At 36.2% G+C, this 20,214-nt stretch carries 20 protein-coding genes; 16 read left to right on the top strand and 4 right to left on the bottom strand.

Going from position 1 to position 20,214, the window contains the following annotated elements; all coding sequences use genetic code 11:
• The first annotated feature begins 16 nt into the window (after positions 1–16).
• The 12 genes from MJG50_RS14295 (at position 17) to MJG50_RS14240 (ending at position 12,982) form a co-directional block, all read left to right on the top strand.
• Positions 17–910, top strand: coding sequence for an ABC transporter ATP-binding protein (locus MJG50_RS14295; protein WP_345893242.1), 894 nt, complete (start codon positions 17–19; stop codon positions 908–910).
• Complete coding sequence (locus MJG50_RS14290; protein WP_240256423.1) at positions 910–2,514, top strand: ABC transporter permease; 1,605 nt, start codon at positions 910–912, stop codon at positions 2,512–2,514. Before MJG50_RS14295 ends, MJG50_RS14290 begins: the two co-directional genes overlap by 1 nt.
• A 184-nt stretch (positions 2,515–2,698) precedes the next feature.
• Positions 2,699–4,846 carry a sigma-54-dependent transcriptional regulator gene (locus MJG50_RS14285; protein WP_275695623.1) on the top strand — a complete coding sequence of 716 codons (2,148 nt, stop codon included), beginning with the start codon at positions 2,699–2,701 and terminating at the stop codon, positions 4,844–4,846.
• Positions 4,847–4,878: 32 nt separating this feature from the next.
• Positions 4,879–5,184 carry a transposase gene (locus MJG50_RS14280; RefSeq protein WP_240256422.1) on the top strand — a complete coding sequence of 102 codons (306 nt, stop codon included), beginning with the start codon at positions 4,879–4,881 and terminating at the stop codon, positions 5,182–5,184.
• Positions 5,181–6,092, top strand: a complete 912-nt coding sequence (locus tag MJG50_RS14275; RefSeq protein WP_240256421.1) for an IS3 family transposase — start codon at positions 5,181–5,183, stop codon at positions 6,090–6,092. Before MJG50_RS14280 ends, MJG50_RS14275 begins: the two co-directional genes overlap by 4 nt.
• Positions 6,046–6,786, top strand: a complete 741-nt coding sequence (locus MJG50_RS14270; protein WP_240256420.1) for a PRD domain-containing protein — start codon at positions 6,046–6,048, stop codon at positions 6,784–6,786. The genes MJG50_RS14275 and MJG50_RS14270 overlap by 47 nt, the downstream gene beginning before the upstream one ends.
• 208 nt (positions 6,787–6,994) lie before the next feature.
• The gene (locus MJG50_RS14265) at positions 6,995–7,300 is read left to right on the top strand and encodes a PTS sugar transporter subunit IIB (RefSeq protein ID WP_240256419.1); all 306 of its coding nucleotides are present in this window, start codon (positions 6,995–6,997) and stop codon (positions 7,298–7,300) included.
• A gap of 69 nt (positions 7,301–7,369) precedes the next feature.
• Positions 7,370–8,650, top strand: a complete 1,281-nt coding sequence (locus MJG50_RS14260) for a PTS sugar transporter subunit IIC (protein WP_240256418.1) — start codon at positions 7,370–7,372, stop codon at positions 8,648–8,650.
• Between the two features lie 22 nt (positions 8,651–8,672).
• Positions 8,673–8,981 carry a PTS lactose/cellobiose transporter subunit IIA gene (locus MJG50_RS14255; RefSeq protein WP_240256417.1) on the top strand — a complete coding sequence of 103 codons (309 nt, stop codon included), beginning with the start codon at positions 8,673–8,675 and terminating at the stop codon, positions 8,979–8,981.
• A 130-nt stretch (positions 8,982–9,111) separates the two neighbouring features.
• Positions 9,112–10,404, top strand: coding sequence for a 6-phospho-beta-glucosidase (locus tag MJG50_RS14250; protein WP_240256416.1), 1,293 nt, complete (start codon positions 9,112–9,114; stop codon positions 10,402–10,404).
• A gap of 19 nt (positions 10,405–10,423) precedes the next feature.
• Positions 10,424–11,503 carry a DUF871 domain-containing protein gene (locus MJG50_RS14245; RefSeq protein WP_240256415.1) on the top strand — a complete coding sequence of 360 codons (1,080 nt, stop codon included), beginning with the start codon at positions 10,424–10,426 and terminating at the stop codon, positions 11,501–11,503.
• Between the two features lie 84 nt (positions 11,504–11,587).
• Complete coding sequence (locus tag MJG50_RS14240; RefSeq protein WP_240256414.1) at positions 11,588–12,982, top strand: glycoside hydrolase family 1 protein; 1,395 nt, start codon at positions 11,588–11,590, stop codon at positions 12,980–12,982.
• A gap of 78 nt (positions 12,983–13,060) precedes the next feature.
• Here the strand turns inward: MJG50_RS14240 and MJG50_RS14235 are convergent, their stop codons facing one another.
• Both MJG50_RS14235 and MJG50_RS14230 read right to left on the bottom strand, forming a co-directional pair.
• Positions 13,061–13,543 (bottom strand): DinB family protein, encoded by a 483-nt coding sequence (locus MJG50_RS14235; protein ID WP_240256413.1) that lies wholly within the window; start codon positions 13,541–13,543, stop codon positions 13,061–13,063.
• A gap of 91 nt (positions 13,544–13,634) precedes the next feature.
• Positions 13,635–14,096 carry a DUF2269 family protein gene (locus MJG50_RS14230; protein ID WP_431307293.1) on the bottom strand — a complete coding sequence of 154 codons (462 nt, stop codon included), beginning with the start codon at positions 14,094–14,096 and terminating at the stop codon, positions 13,635–13,637.
• Between the two features lie 174 nt (positions 14,097–14,270).
• On the opposite strand from MJG50_RS14230, the gene MJG50_RS14225 reads away from it, so the two are divergent.
• On the top strand, positions 14,271–14,675 hold the full coding sequence (locus MJG50_RS14225; protein WP_345893243.1) for a YbaN family protein: 405 nt from the start codon (positions 14,271–14,273) through the stop codon (positions 14,673–14,675).
• 41 nt (positions 14,676–14,716) lie between these two features.
• Here MJG50_RS14225 and MJG50_RS14220 read toward each other — a convergent pair whose 3' ends face one another.
• On the bottom strand, positions 14,717–15,058 hold the full coding sequence (locus tag MJG50_RS14220) for an ASCH domain-containing protein (RefSeq protein WP_240256410.1): 342 nt from the start codon (positions 15,056–15,058) through the stop codon (positions 14,717–14,719).
• A 213-nt stretch (positions 15,059–15,271) separates the two neighbouring features.
• Here MJG50_RS14220 and MJG50_RS14215 point away from each other — a divergent pair, with 213 nt between their 5' ends.
• Positions 15,272–16,930, top strand: coding sequence for an alpha-glucuronidase family glycosyl hydrolase (locus MJG50_RS14215; RefSeq protein WP_240256409.1), 1,659 nt, complete (start codon positions 15,272–15,274; stop codon positions 16,928–16,930).
• Positions 16,931–16,991: 61 nt separating this feature from the next.
• Here the strand turns inward: MJG50_RS14215 and MJG50_RS14210 are convergent, their stop codons facing one another.
• Positions 16,992–17,612 (bottom strand): YesL family protein, encoded by a 621-nt coding sequence (locus MJG50_RS14210; RefSeq protein WP_240256408.1) that lies wholly within the window; start codon positions 17,610–17,612, stop codon positions 16,992–16,994.
• Between the two features lie 297 nt (positions 17,613–17,909).
• Here MJG50_RS14210 and MJG50_RS14205 point away from each other — a divergent pair, with 297 nt between their 5' ends.
• Positions 17,910–19,157, top strand: coding sequence for a sugar ABC transporter substrate-binding protein (locus MJG50_RS14205; protein ID WP_240256407.1), 1,248 nt, complete (start codon positions 17,910–17,912; stop codon positions 19,155–19,157).
• A gap of 148 nt (positions 19,158–19,305) precedes the next feature.
• Positions 19,306–20,184, top strand: a complete 879-nt coding sequence (locus MJG50_RS14200; RefSeq protein ID WP_240256406.1) for a carbohydrate ABC transporter permease — start codon at positions 19,306–19,308, stop codon at positions 20,182–20,184.
• The last annotated feature ends 30 nt before the right edge of the window (positions 20,185–20,214 follow it).

Raw genomic sequence — 20,214 nt, 5'->3', positions numbered from 1 at the left:
TAAGGGGGTAGTAAGAGTGACAGTTTTAAAAGTAACCAACTTAACGAAAAGGTTTGGAAAGTTTATGGCATTAGACGGTGTTCATATAGAAGTGAATAAAGGTGAGGTCTTTGGTTTCATCGGTCCAAATGGAGCAGGGAAATCAACGACGATTCGTGTCCTACTTGGTATTTTAAAAGCGTCAGAGGGAGAAGTGAAGATTTTTGGAAAGGATGCTTGGAAGGATGCAGTTGACATACACAAGCGTATTGCCTATGTTCCAGGTGATGTAAATCTTTGGCCTAATTTAACTGGTGGCGAAGTAATTGATTTATTTGTTAAATTGCGGGGCTCTAACGATCAAAGTAGAAGAGAAGAGCTAATCAAGAAATTCGATTTAGACCCCTCAAAAAAATGTCGCACATATTCAAAGGGAAACCGTCAAAAAGTAGCGTTAATTGCGGCGTTTTCATCAGATGCTGACCTATATATTTTAGATGAGCCAACATCTGGTCTCGACCCATTAATGGAGAGAGTATTCCAAGACTGTGTGCTCGAAGCAAAAAATGCTGGGAAAAGTATATTATTGTCTAGTCACATTTTATCGGAGGTAGAAAAATTATGTGACAGAGTAGGTATCATTCGACAAGGTAAGATCATTGAAACAGGGACTTTACAAGAGTTGCGTCACTTAACAAGAACCAGCCTTTTGGTCGAAACGAAGGAGCCGCTTACCTCTTTAGCTGAAGTAAAAGGAGTTCATGATATCGAAGAGAAGGATCGGGCACTTTCATTCCAAGTTGATTATGAAGAATTAGATCATGTGATGAAGTATATTAGTCAATTTGGAATTACAAGATTAGAAAGCGCGCCACCAACTTTAGAAGATTTATTCATGCGTCATTATGAAGGAGCTGGAGGTGCATTATAATGTCAAACCAGTTATTTAGTAATACAGGAAAACTATCAAGATTTATCATTCGTCGGGATCGACTTCGAATCCCTATTTGGCTGCTTTCCCTAGCTATCTTTACATTTGTTCTTGCCTTAGCGATACCAGGTATGTATCCGACACAGCAAGAAAGACAAATTGTTGCAGAAACGATGGTAAACCCTGCGATTACTGCGATGATGGGTCCAGCATACGGTATTGAAAACTATACAAATGGAGCAATGTTTGCACATGAAATGTTACTTTTCACAGCAATTGCTGTAGGGATTATGAGTATATTGCTTGTCACTCGGCATACAAGGGCTGACGAGGAAGATGGTCGAATCGAAATGATTCGTTCATTACCTGCAGGTCGATTAGCAAATTTACAAGCAACATTAAATGTTTTGATTGGTACAAATGTATTGCTTGCAGTCGTCGTTGGAATTGGCCTGTATGCACTTGGAATTGAAAGCATGAATTTAGAGGGCTCTCTATTATATGGTTCAGCACTTGGAGCAGCAGGAATATTCTTCACTGCACTAACTGCATTTTTTTCTCAGCTCACAGTAACATCAAGAGGGACAATTGGATTTTCGATTTCGATCTTGCTTCTTTCCTATTTAATTCGCGCGATAGGTGATGTTGGTAATGAGACGCTATCTTGGGTTTCGCCATTTGGATGGATTTTAGGATCAGAGGTGTATGTGAATAATTATTGGTGGCCAATCTTACTTACAATTGGTGTGTCGCTTATTTTGATTTTTATAGCCTTTTACTTGAGTGCGATTCGAGATTTGGGAGCGGGATTAATACCTGCTAAGCCTGGTAGAAATTATGCATCACGATTTTTACAAAGTCCCCTAGGTCTTGCTCTAAGACTACAACGAACAGGATTGATTTCGTGGGCAGTAGGAGTATATCTACTTGGGGCATCGTATGGATCAATATTCGGTGATCTTGAGTCCTTTTTTTCAGATAATGAAATGGTTGCACAATTATTGCAGCCAATGGAAGGCTACTCATTAATCGAGCAATTTATAGGGATGTTAATGTCGATAATTGCAATGATTTGTACGATCCCAGCTTTAATGGCAATCTTAAAGCTCAAAGGGGAAGAGAAGAAGAATCGTACGGAACATTTATTAACTCGTGCGGTATCACGTACAAGTCAGCTGTCGTGTTATTTTATCATATCTGTAATTGTAGGGCTTGTTATGCTAGTTCTATCAGCAATTGGATTGGGATCAATCGGTAATTCGGTATTAGATGAAGGAGTCGCGTTTAGCACTTACTTTAGTGCTGCACTGGTTTATTTACCTGCAATGTGGATTATGAGTGGAATTGCGGTGCTCTTAATAGGTATAGCACCAAGGCTTTCAGGGTTAACATGGCTTTATTTAACGTATTCCTTCTTTGTCGTGTACTTAGGTGGGATGCTTAAACTCCCAGAATGGATGGGGAATATATCGCCATTTGGTCAAATACCAAAGCTTCCTGTTGAAGACATGGATTGGATGAGGTTCTTTATTTTATCTGTGATTGCGGTGGTATTAACAGTGATAGGGTTTTTGGGTTATAATAAGCGAGATATACATGGCTGAGATCCGAAGGGAAGGAGTAACGAAGGTTACTTCTTTTTTTGGCATTCAGAAGGTTTCCTTAAATTTTTCTTTATGGTATGAAGAAATTTGATATGATTAATAGATAGTACATTCTAAATATTTTCATACTAACTAGATTTCTCTCCTAGTTTTTCATGGTCAATAGGCATCGGAGGTTTTATAAATGGGTCGTAAAGATGATATTTTCGATTATGTAAAACATGTGAAAAAGAGTGTTTCTGCGAATGAGGTATCAGAGCAACTGCAATTAGATCGTTCAAATGTAAGTAGATATTTAAATGAGCTCTTTAAAGAGGGTTTGATTGAAAAAACAAGTGGTAAACCAACACTGTACTTCTATCCAACCACAAGTCAAAACCGTGAGATAACCGCGCAAAATGATGTGGAGACATCTCATGTGTTTGAAGGTTTAATAGGGTCAGAAGGTAGCTTGAAGATTGCGATTCAGCAAGCGAAGGCCGCGATTTTGTACCCACCTAGAGGGTTGCATACATTAATATTAGGGAAAACTGGGACTGGTAAATCATTTTTTGCAGAATGTATGTATAAGTATGCTTTAGAATCCGGCAATATTGAGGGGAATGCACCATTTATTCAATTTAATTGTGCAGATTATGCGCAAAATCCCCAGCTTTTATTCGGTCATATTTTTGGAGTGAAAAAAGGAGCCTTTACTGGTGCAACAGAAGATCGTAAAGGATTGATTGAAAAAGCAAATCAAGGAATATTGTTTTTAGATGAAATCCATCGCCTTCCACCAGAAGGACAAGAAATGTTATTTACATTCATAGACAAAGGTGAGTTCCGTAGTCTTGGAGATAGTGAACAAGTCAAAACCGCGTCCGTTCAGATAATTGGCGCTACAACTGAATCAACCGAGTCTTTTATGCTAGAAACCTTTACCCGAAGGATTCCAATGACCATTACGTTACCGTCTCTAGAGGAACGGAAATTTGAGGAAAGGTACCAACTAATTGAACATTTTTTAATTCAGGAATCGAATCGTTTACATGAAAAAATCTATGTGGAAAGACGCGCACTTGCTGCATTTTTACTATATAGAACTTCAGCAAATATCGGTCAGCTACAACGGGATCTAAAGCTTGCGTGTGCAAAATCCTTTTTGCAATACAAATCAAAACAAGTATCTACCCTTTTTATCAGACAAGAAGATTTGCCTCTCCATGTTCAAAAGGGTCTGTTAGATGTAAAAGAATATCGAGATAAGATGGACAGAATCATAGATGCTGATCAAGAAATATTCACCTTTGTTGATAGAGAAGCATCAGATGGTAAATCTGACATCGATGATATGGATTTTTATCAGCATATTGAGACGAAATTAAAAATCCTTAATAAAGAAGGAAAAACGATCAAGGAAATTCAAACTGAATTACTCAGTGATGTAGATCAGTATTTTAATGAATATATTGATCAGCTTCCTCAAATTGGGTTTGATGAAATGGTTGATGTTCAAATATGGAATCTTACTGATAAAATTTACAAATATGCTGAACAGGAATTAAACCGTTCATTTAAGAAAAAAATGAGGTTTGCATTTGCTCTTCATTTACAAGGTACTGTTGATAGAATAAGACAAAATAAAGCAATCAATCATCCAAATCTTAATGAAATTCATAAAAAGTATTCAAAAGAGTTCAAGGTTTCGATAGAAGTAGCACAAATAATTGAAAATGAACTAGATATCGAGATTCCACTAGATGAAATTGGTTTTATTACGATGTTTTTAGTTGCTGATGTTGAAGAAGGCATGTATATCCAGGAGGATAAGGTAAGGATTATTGTGATCATGCATGGAACCTCTACAGCCTCAAGTATGCTGCAAACGGTTCAGAATTTATTAGGGGTTCAAATTGGTAAGGCTTTTGATATGCCTCTTACAATGGAAGTAAGAGATATGTATGATGCAGTAAAAAAGAATATATTAGAATTGACACCTTCAAAAGGAGTATTGTTCTTAGTTGATATGGGATCTGTATCGTCGTTTGGAAATATGATTTATGAAGAGACTGGTATCAGAACAAGAACGATATCAATGGCTAGTACCCCAATTGTAATGGAAGCAGTCCGAAAGACATCTTTAGGTAGGAGTTTAGAGGATATTTATCAAAGCTGTCATCAGCTATTTGAAAGCCAATTCAAATCAGTTGTATTTCGCCCTAAACCTACCAAGAAGGCGATAATAACGGCCTGTTTTACAGGAGAAGGCGTTGCAATAAAAATAAAGGAAAGATTAGAACATCTGGAGGTTAGTATAAAAAGTAGACACAAGCTTTGGCGTCATGATTAAATCAAATTAAGACGAAAAAGGACGTGTTTAATATGGGGAAAAATAGAACCTATTCAAAAGAATTTAGGGACTATGTGACCAAACTGGTTGTACTGGATGGAAGGAAGATTGTAGATACTTGTCAGGAACTTAACATCCCTTATGATACTCTTCAAAAATGGGTGGCTAGTTACCGAAAGAAACAGAAGGAAGAAGAACATATCAGACAGAGTCAGTTGTTGACTGCATCTGAATACAAGGATCTGTTTGAGGAGGAACGGCGCAAGAAACTCGAGCTTGAGGAGGAGGTCGCCATTCTAAAAAAGGCTATGCACATCTTCACGCTAGAAAAGAAGTGAGATTTGAATTTATTGACGCTCATAAGGTTGAGCATACTATTGTGAAGATGTGTCAAGTACTGGGAGTATCAACTGCGGGCTATTACAGATGGAAAGAACGTCAAAAGCAGGGGGAGACAGAAAAGAACAAACGCGATCGTTATCTAGATGAAAGAATTCTGTTCCACTTTAATGACAATTTAGGCACGTATGGCAGCCCGAGAATTCATAAAAAGCTTGTTGGGGAGGACAAGATACTAGTCTCAGAAAAGAAGGTCGGAAATCGCATGAGGGAGTTAGGCCTATTCGCTGTGCCGCCAAAAAGATATATCCATACTACAGATTCCAACCATGATAAAAAAGTATTTGGTAACGAATTAGACCGCAAATTTAGACCAGAAAAGCCAAATCAGGTCTGGGGTACAGACATTACTTATATCCATACAGGAGAAGGCTTTTTATACCTTAATCCCGTCATCGACCTGTTTTCACGAAGGGTTATTAGCTATGCGATCGATGATTGTATGGACCATACTTTGCCACTACGTGCCATAAAGAAAGCAATAGATATACGAAACCCTGAGGAGGGATGGATCCACCATTCGGATCGGGGCTCCCAGTATTGTTCTACCAAATATATTGAAGAATTAGTGGAGGCCAAAGCAACCATCAGTATGAGTCGCAAGAGTACACCCTATGACAATGCGTGTGTAGAATCTTTTTTCGCCACTCTAAAAAAAGAATATATTTATAGATTTGTATTTAAAACAAAGGGAGAAGCCATCGCAGCAATTGACTTTTACATTCAGTTCTATAACAGAAAACGGATGCATTCAACACTAGGATACGTCAGTCCAATTGAGTACGAAAAAGCGTATGAAAATGCGCAAAGCAAGGACGCCAATAATAGGCAAATTACCTCTGCGTAAAGGAACAATTGGTTTTAGATTGTTCCTTTACACAGAGGCCTCCAAGCGAAGCGCGGAAGTAAAAAAGTACGCCAAAGCAAGCAGGATAATTATCTACTTTATTGACAGAAGTCCACATCTAGTAACCGGGAATAATATCGAACTAATTTCTCTGCAATTTCTTCATAGACAATCATTTACTGAAAAGATTGAACAATTATCAGAGGAATATGATATTCTAGCGATTGTCGGAACGGTTCAATTTGAATACAATGATATTCCGTATTTTTCTTTAATTGACATTTTTAATGATGACCATTTAAAGAAACTAAATAGCATCATTTGCAAAGATGAGCCATACAGTGAAATGATTCAAACATTAGAAAATCACTTAACGATGGTACCTTCTGTTTCCCGTTTAGTACAACGTTTGAGGAAGGTCATTGTTAACTTAGAGCTTCAATTAAATGTGAATCTTAAAGAAGATATAGTTATAGGAATGATTCTTCATATGGCTTTTTTAGTTGAAAATATGAAACTTCAACAGCCAGGGCGTATTTTTCCTAATATGGAAGAGTATTATAATTCCCATAAGGAAGAAATAGCAAAAGTTAAAGAAGTTCTCAAGGATATTGAGATTGAATATGATATTAAACTTACTGATGGTGAAATAGCTTACATTTGTCAAATGTGCTTAGAAAATCAACAATTATAGATGTGTGTAATGAAAAAACACAAGTGTGTAAGAATTCTTATACTTTGTGTTTTTTTGTGTGTAAATGACAAACGTTGAAATGAAAGTGTTTTCATGTTTTTGAAGTTGGCACGATTCTTGCATGTATATATTTAAGTGAAAGGGCAACTACTCTTTCAAAATTTATTTTAATCAATCTTATTAATTATAAAAAAGGAGAGATTTTACGATGAAGACAATTATGCTAGTTTGTTCAGCAGGTATGTCAACAAGTCTTTTAGTTACAAAAATGGAGGAGGCAGCAAAAAATGCGGGTGAAGATGTAAAAATCTTTGCGGTATCTGAAGCAGAAGCAAATCGCCATTTTGATGAAATCGATGTTCTATTATTAGGACCGCAAGTACGCTTTTTAAAAGGTAAAATTGAAAAAGCTGTGGCGGGCAAGAACATTCCGGTTGATGTAATCGATAGCATCGCTTATGGAACAATGAATGGTCAAGTAGTATTAACAAAGGCTTTATCTCTTCTAAAATAGACGAGTACTGCAAGAAACAAAAATTAAGCAATTATATATATAATAGAGAAATGAAAAGGGGAAACTTATATGAATAAATTTCTTGAAATTGCTGGACGTATTGGTTCACAAAGACATCTTGTAGCAATTCGAGATGGTTTTGTAATTATTATGCCTTTAATGATTTTAGGATCAATGATTACGCTGATTAATAACCTACCGATTGATGCATATCAAAATTTTATGAATTCAATCTTTAATGGAGATACATGGAAACAATTTGGTGGAAGTGTTTGGACAGGTACATTTGCAATCGTATCATTACTCGTTAGCTTTACCATTGCTTATCAATTAGCAAAATCATATGATAAGGATGGCTTATCAGCAGGGATTGTCTCTTTCGCTGCATCGATCACGATTATGCAGCCAGTTGCTGAAGGTTCTGGACTTCCAATGATATGGGCAGGAGCTCAGGGATTATTTATCGCAATTATTAGTTCACTTATTGCTACTGAGCTGTTCATCAGATTACTTGGAAACAAAAAGCTAGTTATGAAAATGCCACCTAGTGTACCACCGGCTGTAGCAAGATCATTTGCTGCATTATTCCCAGCAATGATTACATTATCTCTTTTTGGTCTAATTAAAGTATTAATGCTTGTAGGTGGAATTCCTGATATTCACCAAGCATTCTATGATTTGATTCAATCACCAGTTTCAAAAATGGCTAACACATTATGGTCTGCAGTTATTATTGCATTATTAATTCATGTGTTATGGTTCTTTGGTCTACATGGTTCAAATATTATGGAGCCAGTTATGCAAACAGTGTACCTACCAGCAATCGAAGCTAACGCAAAAGCATTAGAAGCTGGTCAAGAAATACCTTATATCGTTACAAAACCGTTCTTTGATGCATTTATGTATCTAGGTGGAACAGGGGCAACATTAGCGTTGATTATTGCAGTATTTATTGCTGGTCGTCGTCATAAGCACTACCGAAATATATCTGGATTAGGTGCGGCACCATCATTATTTAATATAAATGAGCCAATCCTTTTTGGATTCCCAATTGTATTAAATCCATTATTAATCATTCCATTTATTATAACACCGGTTGTTTTAACTGTATTCAGTTACCTAGTGATTGCGGCAGGAATTGTACCGAAAACAATCGCGTTTATCCCATGGACAACACCACCAATAATCGGAGGATTCTTAGCAACAGGTTCATTGAAAGGTGCGGCATTAGCATTTGTTAACTTAGTAATCGCAGTAGTAATTTATCTACCGTTTATTAAAGTAGCAGAAAGAAATGAAGTTAAAAAGCTTGAAGAACTAGCTAAAGCTGAGCAAACTACTCAACAATAGATATAACAGGGAGTCGAGAGCAATGAATATAGAAGAAACAATCATGAAGATTATTCTTCATAGTGGAAATGCAAAAAGTGATGCCTTTGAAGCGATCCAAGCTGCAAAGGATCATAATATTGAATTGGCAAGAGAGTGCATGGAAAAAGCTAATCAAGAGCTAACAAATGCTCACCATGTACAAACATCTTTAATTCAAGCTGAAGCTCGTGGAGAAAAGACGGAAGTATCATTACTACTTATTCATGCACAGGATCATTTAATGAATGCAATCACTTTTAAAGATCTTGCTAATGAATTTGTAGATTTATATGAAACATTAAAAGGTTAATAGGATAGATTATCATCATAGAGTGGCTATGTGAAAAGATATGTTATATTTTTAACAATTTCTTCTCACAGAGCCTTTCTTTATTGGATTTTCGTACATCAAGAATAGATACAATGGGGAGGAAAATAAAATGAAAATTGCTGTTATTGGTGGAGGAAGTAGCTATACTCCAGAACTAATTGAAGGATTTATTTTACGTGCAGATAAAATGAAAATTGATGAAATTGTACTTGTTGATATTGAAGCGGGTAGAGAAAAACTTGAAATCGTCGGTGGTCTTGCTAAAAGAATGATTGAAAAAAGCGGCCTGCCAATTAAAGTTGAACTTACCTTTGACCGCGTCAAAGCAATTACAAATGCTGATTTTGTTTTAACTCAATTCCGTGTTGGTGGTCTAGATGCACGTGCTTGTGACGAACGAATTCCATTAAAATACGATGTAATTGGACAAGAAACAACAGGTCCAGGAGGATTCGCAAAAGCACTTAGAACCATTCCTGTCATTCTTGATATTTGTAAGGAAATTGAAGAGTACTCTAATGATGCTTGGTTAATTAACTTTACAAATCCAGCTGGTATGGTAACAGAAGCTGTTCATAAGTATACGAATGTAAAGGCAATTGGGCTATGTAATGTGCCAATCAATATGAGACAAATGTCAGCGAACATTTTAGAGGTTGATCGTGATGATGTGAGCATGTCATTTGCGGGATTGAATCACCTTGTATATGCAACGAATGTACATGTAAAAGGCAAGGATGTAATGGATGAATTACTTCAAGGTATTATTGAAGGGAAAAATATGAATATGCGAAATATCCATGATGCTCCTTGGGAAGAAGAATTTTTACATGCGTTACGTGTTCTTCCATGTCCATACCATAAGTACTATTACATGATGGATGAAATGCTTGTTGAGGAAAAAGAAGCTGCAGAACAAAGAGGTACACGTGCAGAACAAGTAAAAGAAATTGAAAAGGAACTTTTTGAAACATATAAAAATCCTGATTTAAATGTGAAGCCTAAGGAATTAGAACAACGTGGTGGCTCATTATATTCTGAGGCGGCGGTTTCACTTATTACTTCAATTATGACGAATGATAATGCTATTCATACAGTGAATGTACCAAATAACGGTACGATTTCACAATTACCAGATGATGTTGTTGTTGAGGTTACTTGTGTGGTGAACAGTGAAGGACCAAGACCATTACAGGTGGGTAAACTTCCAACAGCTGTTGTTGGTTTAGTACAACAAGTTAAGGCATTTGAGGAATTAACAATTGAAGCAGCTGCTACTGGAAACAGACATAAGGCACTGCTTGCATTAGTGAATAATCCTTTCGTTCCATCAAGTAAGGTTGCGAAACAAATATTAAATGATATTTTAGAAGAAAACAAACAATACTTGCCACAGTTCTAAATAAGGGAGAGTGTTAAGGATGAGAAAACTAGGAATCTCAATCTATCCGCAGTATGGTACTGAAAAGGAACAAATCGAGTATATTGAAAAAGCAAGTTCATACGGATTTTCTAGAATCTTCACTTGTTTAATGTCTGCAGATAATGAAAATGATGTTCGCAAGCTTCAGAATCTATTGAAAAGAGCAAATCAGCTTGGCTTTGAAGTGATCGCCGATGTAAGTCCATCCGTATTCCAAGAAAAGAATCTATCTTATAAGGATTTAGGTTATTTTAAAGAGCTAGGACTTTCAGGACTTCGACTTGATCTTGGTTTCTCTGGAATGGAAGAAAGTGTGATGTCCTACAACGAACACGGACTAAGTATTGAATTAAACATCAGTCAGGGTACTAACTATTTGGAGCAAATTCTTTCGTACGCGCCAAATAAGCACCAATTAATTGGCTGCCATAATTTTTACCCGCGTCGATTCACTGGTCTTTCAAGAGAGCACTTTTTAAAATGTTCTAAGCAATATAAAGAGCACGGTATTCGAACAGCTGCGATGATTTCTTCTAAGGTTGCAGCATATGGTCCATGGCCAGTTCAGGAAGGACTACCAACGCTTGAGGAACATCGTTTTCTACCACTTGATGTTCAAGCAAAGGACATGTTCCAAACAGATTTAATTGATGATGTCATAATCGGTAATTCATTTGCTTCAGATGAAGAACTGAAGAGCTTATCAGACCTTAATCGTTATCAATTAGAATTAAAGGTTGAATTTAAAGAAGCTACAACGAAGGTAGAAAAAGAGATTGTTCTTGAAAATCAACATGTATACCGTGGTGATGCATCAGCTTATATGGTCCGTTCTACTGAAAGTCGTGTAATATATAAACATGAGGATTTTCCAGCACATGATACTGATTTAATTACTCATGGTAGTGTAACGATTGATAACAATGGATATGAGCGTTATAAGGGCGAGTTGCATATTGCACTTCAAGATATGGAGAACAGTGGGAAAACTAATATTGTCGCAACTGTTACTGAAGAAGAGAAATTTTTACTAAATCATATGCGCCCGTGGCAAAAGTTTAAGTTGATTGAGAAATAAAAGTGTGCAGAATGAGAAAATTAAATGATAAAACCAAGTTTTTAATTGAACTTGGTTTTGCCTTTTACGAAGGAGGTCAATCTAATGAGTGATATTCAATATAAGTTTCCAGAAGGATTTTGGTGGGGTTCTGCAGTTTCGGCAACTCAGATTGAAGGTGCGGCAGATATTGATGGAAAGGGACCGAATGTATGGGACTATTGGTTTGAACAGGAACCAAATCGTTTTTTTGACGGAGTAGGACCAGCGAATACATCTCAATTTTATTATAAATATAAGGAAGATATTCAACTATTGAAGGAAACAGGGCATAATAGCTTCCGCATGTCGATTTCTTGGTCACGTCTAATTCCTAATGGTCGTGGCGAGGTTAATCAAAAGGCAGTTGATTTTTATAACCAAGTGATTGATGAATTATTACTTAATAATATTGAACCATTCGTTAATTTGTATCACTTCGATATGCCTCAAGCGATGTACGAGTTAGGTGGCTGGGAGTCTAGAGAAGTAGTAGCGGCATATGCAGAATACGCTTCTGTGGCGTTTGATTTATTTGGAGACCGCGTGAAGAAATGGTTTACTCATAACGAACCGATTGTTCCAGTTGAAATGGGTTATTTATATGGTTCACATTTACCTGATACGGTAGATTTTCATAAGGCTGTAATCGCTGCATATCATACGATGCTTTCAAGCGCAAAGGCTATAGAGAAATATCGGGAAAAGAATTTGGATGGGAAAATTGGGATCATTTTAAATCTGACACCATCCTATCCAAGAAGCCAGCATCCAGCTGATTTGAAGGCTTCCACGATAGCTGATGCTTTGTTTAATCGTGTGTTCCTTGATCCATCCGTGAAAGGAATCTATCCTGATGATTTAGTAGAATTGATTAAGGCTGAAGGATTTATGCCACATATTGAAGCAGGCGATCTTGATACTATATTTAATAATACGGTTGATATTCTTGGCATCAACTACTATCAGCCAAGACGGGTAAAAGCAAAGGAAAATATGCCGAATCCATATGCACCATTTACACCAGATCGTTTCTTTGATTATTATGATATGCCTGGGAAAAAGATGAACCCTTATCGTGGTTGGGAAATCTATGCAAAAGGAATCTATGATATTTTAATCAATGTGAAAGAAAACTATGGAAATATCGAGTGCTTTATTTCTGAAAATGGAATGGGAGTTGAAGGTGAAGGCCGATTCCTTGACGAAAATGGGGTAATCAATGATGACTACCGAATTGATTTTTATAAGGATCATTTAAAATGGATCCATCAAGCAATCCAAGAAGGTTCGAATGTAAAAGGCTATCACGTATGGACATTTATGGATAACTGGTCTTGGCTTAATGCCTATAAGAACCGTTACGGACTTGTTGCTGTTGATGTACACGGAGATAACTCGAGAACGATTAAAAAGAGTGGAAAATGGTATAAGCAATTGTCCGATAATAATGGTTTTTAAATTAACTGGAAGAGGGAGTGACATTTTTTGTCACCCCCTTTTTTATTATTTTTCCATTGTTACATGATGGGAATATCCTTATTGACCCCATTCTTCTTTTGAAGGACCGTACATTCCAGGAACCTTAAGCCCTGCTTGACGCATCAGGACAGTCATCTGTCCTCTATGGTGGATTTGATGGGTGTTGACCATTCCTAGTGTAAATCCATTTGGCCATTGTTGACCATACATATCTACCATTTCATTCAAAGAATCATCATTCCACTGTTCTTTAATCGCAGAAATCATGTTTTCACTTGATGTTCGGTAAGCATCTGCCATTTCCTTTGCAGTTGCTGGTGCAGGACTTTCATGCTCAGCACCTTCAAATTTGAGTCCAGTTCTTGAAAGCATTTCATGAAGTGATGTAACGACATGCCATGCAAGATCACCTAACGTACGGTGTCCTTGTGCAACTGACTGTGATAAGGATTCGTCAGTTAATTCATCCAAGATTTTTTGGGTAGAACTCCCCTCGTATTGCCACTCTTGTACGAAATCCTCAATTGAATTAAACTTCATTATCGGTTCCTCCTCTAATAGGTTATATTCCATTATTCTTCATGGTCATTAAAATTCCTTCTTAAACAACAATAGGATAAAAATATTCTATTTAAAATGGCTTCAAAATCATAAGAGCAATGATAATTAAAAAAATGATATTTTCAAGATTTTCATATCGAAATAACTCTTTTGATAAACGGAAGTACTCCTCAGGAATATCTTCGCCCACATGTGATGCTAATAAAGCTTTAATGGGTCTTGAGCGTGGTGATAGCATAACCGGTCCAATTGCAAGTGCTATGAGAAACAGAATCAAACTTGTGTTATACCAAAAGGTTCGAAAAAGATATGGTGACATAATACCCATAATCAAACCAGTAATTAGTAAAAGAATGCCGCCAATCATAACAAATATATGTAACTTATGTCTGATTTTATAAGAATGCCTTAATTCAGTCATTGTATTGCCTGATTTTACAACAGTAGTTAAAATAAACCCTGGCCCCATTCCGAGAATGGCAGAAAATATATGGATAAAAACTATGACTTTATAGAATGTTATCAACTGCATGTACCTCCATTCACTACCGTATACAATTTTATCATAAAGAAGAATGGAATATACAACAGTGTAATTTGACAATTATGTGAATGTACGACAATTCAATTTATTTTTTGCAATATTGTTAGATGCTATAATGTATATAGAAATTAGAATATCCTTGATTTATGATAGGGGGCTTTCATCATACATAAGATTGTTAAATTATTCTTTATTGTCATGGGATTTATAGCCCTTGGCTTCGGTATATTAGGAATTATTTTACCAGTATTACCTACAACACCTTTATTGCTATTGGCATCCTTTTGTTTTGTAAAAGGATCTGAGCGATTTGAGCACTGGTTTAAAGGAACGAAGATTTATAAGAGGCATCTAGAAAGCTTCGTCAGAGAAAGATCGATGACATTAAAACAGAAAATTATCATTTTATTATTTGCTGATGCAATGATAGCTGTACCATTAATTATTCTCGACAGCATTCTAATAAAAATCTTCCTAATCCTAGTCGTAATCTACAAATACTACTACTTCATCACAAAAATAAAAACGGTGCCTGAAACAATTGTGGATAGTGTGGATAAATCTTGAGTTAATATAAAAACCTTGCCAGTGGCAAGGTTTTTCTCAATTTATTCATTTATAAGGCTAAATTCGTGAACCCACACCTTCATTTGCGGAAGCCACGGCATTCCTGGGTGATAAGCTAGAATAGATTGTTTGTAGTCTTCGACTGTGTCAAAGCCTTCTTGTTGAGCGTGTTGATCTGTTAATTCGCCAAGACTTTGCTCATATACTTTATCGACACGATACTTTTTACCTTCTAATTCCATTATTTCACCAACATCTGCATATCTTCCATTGCGGCGTGTTGCTGTTTTCTTGCCTTCTAAAACCTTCTGTACATCCGCTTCCATTGTAACGAGCTTATCAACTGTACTAGTTTTTGGTGGTAGTTCATTATGAGTTGTCATATGTATGCTCCTTTCAATTGTTATCCTTACTAATGTATCACATTTCAAACTAGAAAATGAATGTTAATCCTATATCTACAACTCTGATGTTGTACATCGGGAATGAATGAGCTATCCTAAAATAAAATCTAAATATTCAAACATATTAAATGAACGACACTATCCTATCATATCCAGCTATTTTCACAAATATAACGTGAGGAGAGAGAATCTTTGGAAACAATTATTTATTTTAATCAACAGCAAACAATTTTATTTGCTGTTGAAGAATTAAGAAGATACTTACGGAAAGCGGGTCATCTGGTACAGGTATATCATGCGTCATACAAAGAGAAAGTAATTGAAGGGCAGAATATTATTTTAATGTTGGAGGAGGAGTATAGAATATCGCCATATTTTATTGAAGAGAACCCTCTACAGAAAGACGGATTTGCCATATATGAAGACAAGACAAATACATATATCATCGGAAAAGAAGCGCGTTCAATCCTATATGGTATTTATTATTATTGTGAAAAAGTACTGGGATATCAGTGGGTAACTCTTATTGAGGAACCCCCAGAAAAGCCACAACGAAAGCCGCTTATAAAATCATGGGACATTCATAATCCTATCTTCAGTAGAAGAGGAAATATAATCGAAACGGTTAATGATCCGATTTACCTTCACCAGTTAATTGATTGGGGAGTTAAAAACCGATTGAATGAATTCTTTTTTACCTTCTTTTTATGGGATGAGGTTAAGGCATCTATAAAAGAGGCATTAGTACAGCGGGGTGTACATGTAACTTTGGGAGGACATAGCTTAGACTTCCTGTTAAAAGGCGAAGACAATGAGCAACCCAATTTTTTCGCTGGAAATCATCAGCTTCAACATATCGTCATTCAAAAAATAATCGATATTTGTAAGGAAACTCCAATTATCACTAGATTATCACTATGGCCTGAGGATATTGGGATTAGTGAGAAGGAATTCGCTGATTTTCTGCCAACGTATGTAACATTTATGGAACGATTAAAAGCAGCATTAAAAGTAAACCAACTTAATGTCAAAGTGGAGCATATCGTCTATAATGCAGGGTTGTCTTGGAATATGCTGGAACGTAAGGAGAGTACCGAAGCATCTACTGATATTGATGTACTTTTTGCATATTGGGGACGAGATTATTCTAGATCAATAGATTCACCCTCACCACAGCAAAAACGCGCACATCATGCTTTAGTAGATTGGCGAAAACAAACAAGGCAAAATCATACATCAATGACAGTGTTAGAGTATTATAGTGATTCTTTTATGTTAAGTGAACTATTTCCACCACTACTTAACAGAATGCAAAAAGATATTCTTGATTATAAGAATGAAGGCGTGGATGGTGTGTTAAATCTGATTGTTCCCTATCACGCCAAACGAGCTAATGCAGAAATGAAGAAAAAATACCCATGGAAATGGATTAATCAACTCAACAACTTTTTCTATGCAGGACTAGTCTGGGGGAGGGACTACAATGAATTACTCGAACAGTTTTTTGCGATATTTGGGGAAAATAAAGATCAATATCGTTCCATTGTATTAGAGTTAGAGAATATAGTAGCAAAGCATAGTAAATGGAATGTGCCATTATTTCCTGCTAGAGTTGTAGATCCCGAGAAGGCTCAATTACCTAACAGTTCAGAGGCTATTATAATCTTGTTAGAGGAGATCCTTGATTTCCTAAACAGTCAGGAAGCGAATCTGGATCAAGAATTATTGGCTTTACAAACAACAGATAATTATCATGCATTTTCTAGTAATGAAATGCTGCTCATATACTTCCACTATGTAAAAAAGGTAGCTCATTTATGTAAACAAGGATGGAATTTGAAAATTAATTAGATGTTGAATAAGGACAGCGAATCTAGCTTATTTTGAACGATTGAATTTCAAAAGGAATCAGTCATGATGAAATGATTCCTTTTCTTTTTTTGATTTTTGAAAATGCACTGAAACTAATCAAGTTGGCTAGGAGTGCAAATACACTACCACTGAATAAGGGGATAATTCCTGGAATAAATAATATAATGTAGTAGATAACAATAACACTAATGCCGATGCTTACTGTTTGCAAAGGGCATGTAATGGCAATGAAGAAGGCTTGTTTAATATATTCAAAGAATTTTAATCGATAGTGTACATAAACAGGAAAGAAGAATAATAATGTCATCACAAATGAGAGTAAAATAAAGAAAAAAACGGGTATTAAGAATGCCGGTTTGCCTTCATTCATTTGGATAAAAATAAAATCAACATACAAGATGTAGCTAATAGCCCCAAATATTAACGCAAACCCGTTCACTTTGAAAAACTCTGTTCGAAATATTGACCAGAAGGTTCCAAAAATCTTGAAATCATTCTCCTCATTCAACCATTTCCGGACAATGGTAAACATCGCTACTGTCGCAGGGAATAAACCAAAAAGAATAAGTCCCACTAAAGTAAATAGGATCCAAAGCAGATTAGCATATGCTAATTTCATCATCCAGATAGCGATTCTATTGAATTTTTCCCACCTATCCATACACTCCACCTCTTTAAAAGTAACTATACCCTTTTCAGTATTTTCAATCAATATTTTTATTATAGCGTCGTTTGTATTTAAAGACACTTTAGAGACTTGTCGCTTGATGAAAAAAGACATAAAATGAAGATTAGTTATTGAATATTGAAAAAATTATTTGTAGGTGAAGGAGTTTAAAAATATAATAGTAAGCTTTCTGTTGAAAGCGTTGCCAATAAAAGGGGGTGTCCATTCATTCAGTGCAGGCTTTAGAGACTTACCTTTTTTCATGAAGAAAAATAAGAGAGGGGTTATGTTATGAAGCGATTTGGATTACTCATTATGTTGCTTATTATGGGCTCTTTGCTTGCTGCTTGTTCTGACGATGAAAAGGCTGATGCACCAACAGACGGAAAGCTCGAAGGTGAAATCACTGTTTGGGCACATCCTTTTACTGGTGGGGGCGAACCAGAAGCAAAGATGTGGGATGAGATTATTGCCTCTTATGAAAAAGAGACAGGAGTTAAGGTTAAATTTGAACAAATTCCTTGGGCAAATCGTGACCAAAAGGTTCTAACTGCTCTTGCAGCAAATAATGGTCCAGATGTATTTTATGCAATTCCAGACCAAATGCCGCAATATGCAGATGTGGGTATGCTTTTAGAACTTGACCCATATTTAAAAGATAATGACATGGATGATTTTGTGGAATCCTCACTTGTTTCAACAAAATGGAAAGGCAAAACATATGGGCTTCCAATCCTTCAAGAAGCATATACCTTCTTCTATAATAAAGAAATTATTGAGGCGATAGGCGAAGATCCTGAAAAGCTACCAGCAACTTGGGATGAGTTTGAAGCTTGGGCTAAAAAGGCAAAAGAAAAAGGCTTCTATGCTTTAAGTTATCAAGGTGGAGGATCGATGAACGGCACACTATATCCATACCTATGGCAAGCAGGTGGAGATATTCTTACAGAGGATAATGAAGTTCTTATTAATAATGAAGCTGGTGTAGAGGCATTTGAGTTTATCAATGATTTATATCAAAACAAGTATATTCCAGAAGATTCTATCACGGCGATGCAGCATGATGAGTTATGGGATAGTGGAAAAATCATGGCTGTTTTAGGCTCTGGTATTTCATTAAGTAATTTATTAGCAAAGGATAATATTGAATTTGTGATTGCACCACCACTTAAAAATAAGGAACAAGTGACATATGGAACAACAGGAATGTTCGTCGTACCTTCTAATAGTGATAATAAGGCGGCAGCAGCAGAATTTGTTAAAGTGATGACAAATTCAGAAAATCAAAAGAGATTCAATACAGTTACCCAATATATTCCGACAAGAGAGTCTGCAAAGGATATTTTCGATGGTCAAGAATATTTAAGTCAACTAGCATCATACACGCAATATGCTTTGCCTGGTGTAATCCATCCAAAAGGTCGTACAATCATGCCATTCATTCAAGCAGAAATTCAAGCAATGATGGCAGGAGAGAAGACACCGAAGGAAGCAGCGGATGCAGCAGCAGAAGCAATTGAAGCAGAGTTGAAAAAATAATACCCCAAAACGGAGAGTTCTGATCTTGTCATGATCGAGCTCTCTGTTCCTAACTTACATAAGAAATAAGGTGATTAGACTGATAAATATTGAGGAAAGTAAAAAGGTTTTATTTTCACCCGGAGTGAAGCCACCCTTCAAGGAACGCGTGAAAAAACAATGGAATAAAAATGCGATTGTTTATATTTTCTTGATCCCAATCTTAATTCACTTTTTAATTTTCCAAGTGTTCCCTTTTCTATTTAGCTTTGTATTGACATTCCTAGATTGGAGAATAATAGGGTCCCCTGATTTTGTTGGGCTAAAGCACTGGAAGGCATTTCTTGTTGATAAGCTGGCTTGGAGAGCAATTTGGAATACAGTTCTGTTTTCAATCTATTATATCGTTCCAACAATGGCGCTCGGGTTAATATTGGCTCTTATCATTAACTCAGGTGTTAAGATGGCAGGATTTTTTAAAGGAATCTTTTTCTTACCTGTCGTCACCTCATTTGTCATTATTGCGGGTATATGGGGTTGGCTCTTCGGTGGAACAGAATCAAGTTTGGCCAACTATCTATTAGGTTTAATCGGTATTGATCCACAATTGTTTCTATCTGATTCGAAACAGGCATTGATGGTACTTGCTGGCTTAAGTATTTTTAAGGTAAGTGGAAGCACAATGATTTATTATTTCGCTGGTCTCCAATCAATCCCGAAACAATTATATGAAGCTGCCCGTATTGATGGGGCATCATCTCTTAAAATATTTTGGAAGATTACATTTCCACTCCTTTTACCAATTCATTTTTACGTTGCCATTATTACAACAATTGGTTCCTTTCAAATTTTTGATTCAACATATTTACTTACGGCTGGTGGACCGAATTATTCCACAACAACGATTGTTTATTACTTGTATCAACAAGGATTTACGAATTTGAACTTTAGTTATGCAGCTGTATTATCTTATGTATTATTCTTTATTATTTTGATCTTCTCACTAATTCAGAGGAAATTTTTAGGTAAGGAAATGAATCATTTTTGATAGGGTTTTGCTTCTTGAAGGAGGAGGAGA

It is taken from the genome of Fredinandcohnia quinoae (genome assembly GCF_022427965.1).
In the GTDB taxonomy this organism is placed as follows: Bacteria; Bacillota; Bacilli; order Bacillales; family Bacillaceae_L; genus Ferdinandcohnia; species Ferdinandcohnia quinoae.
Note: the sequence above shows the minus strand (reverse complement) of the source record. Positions and strands in the feature narration are given on the sequence as shown.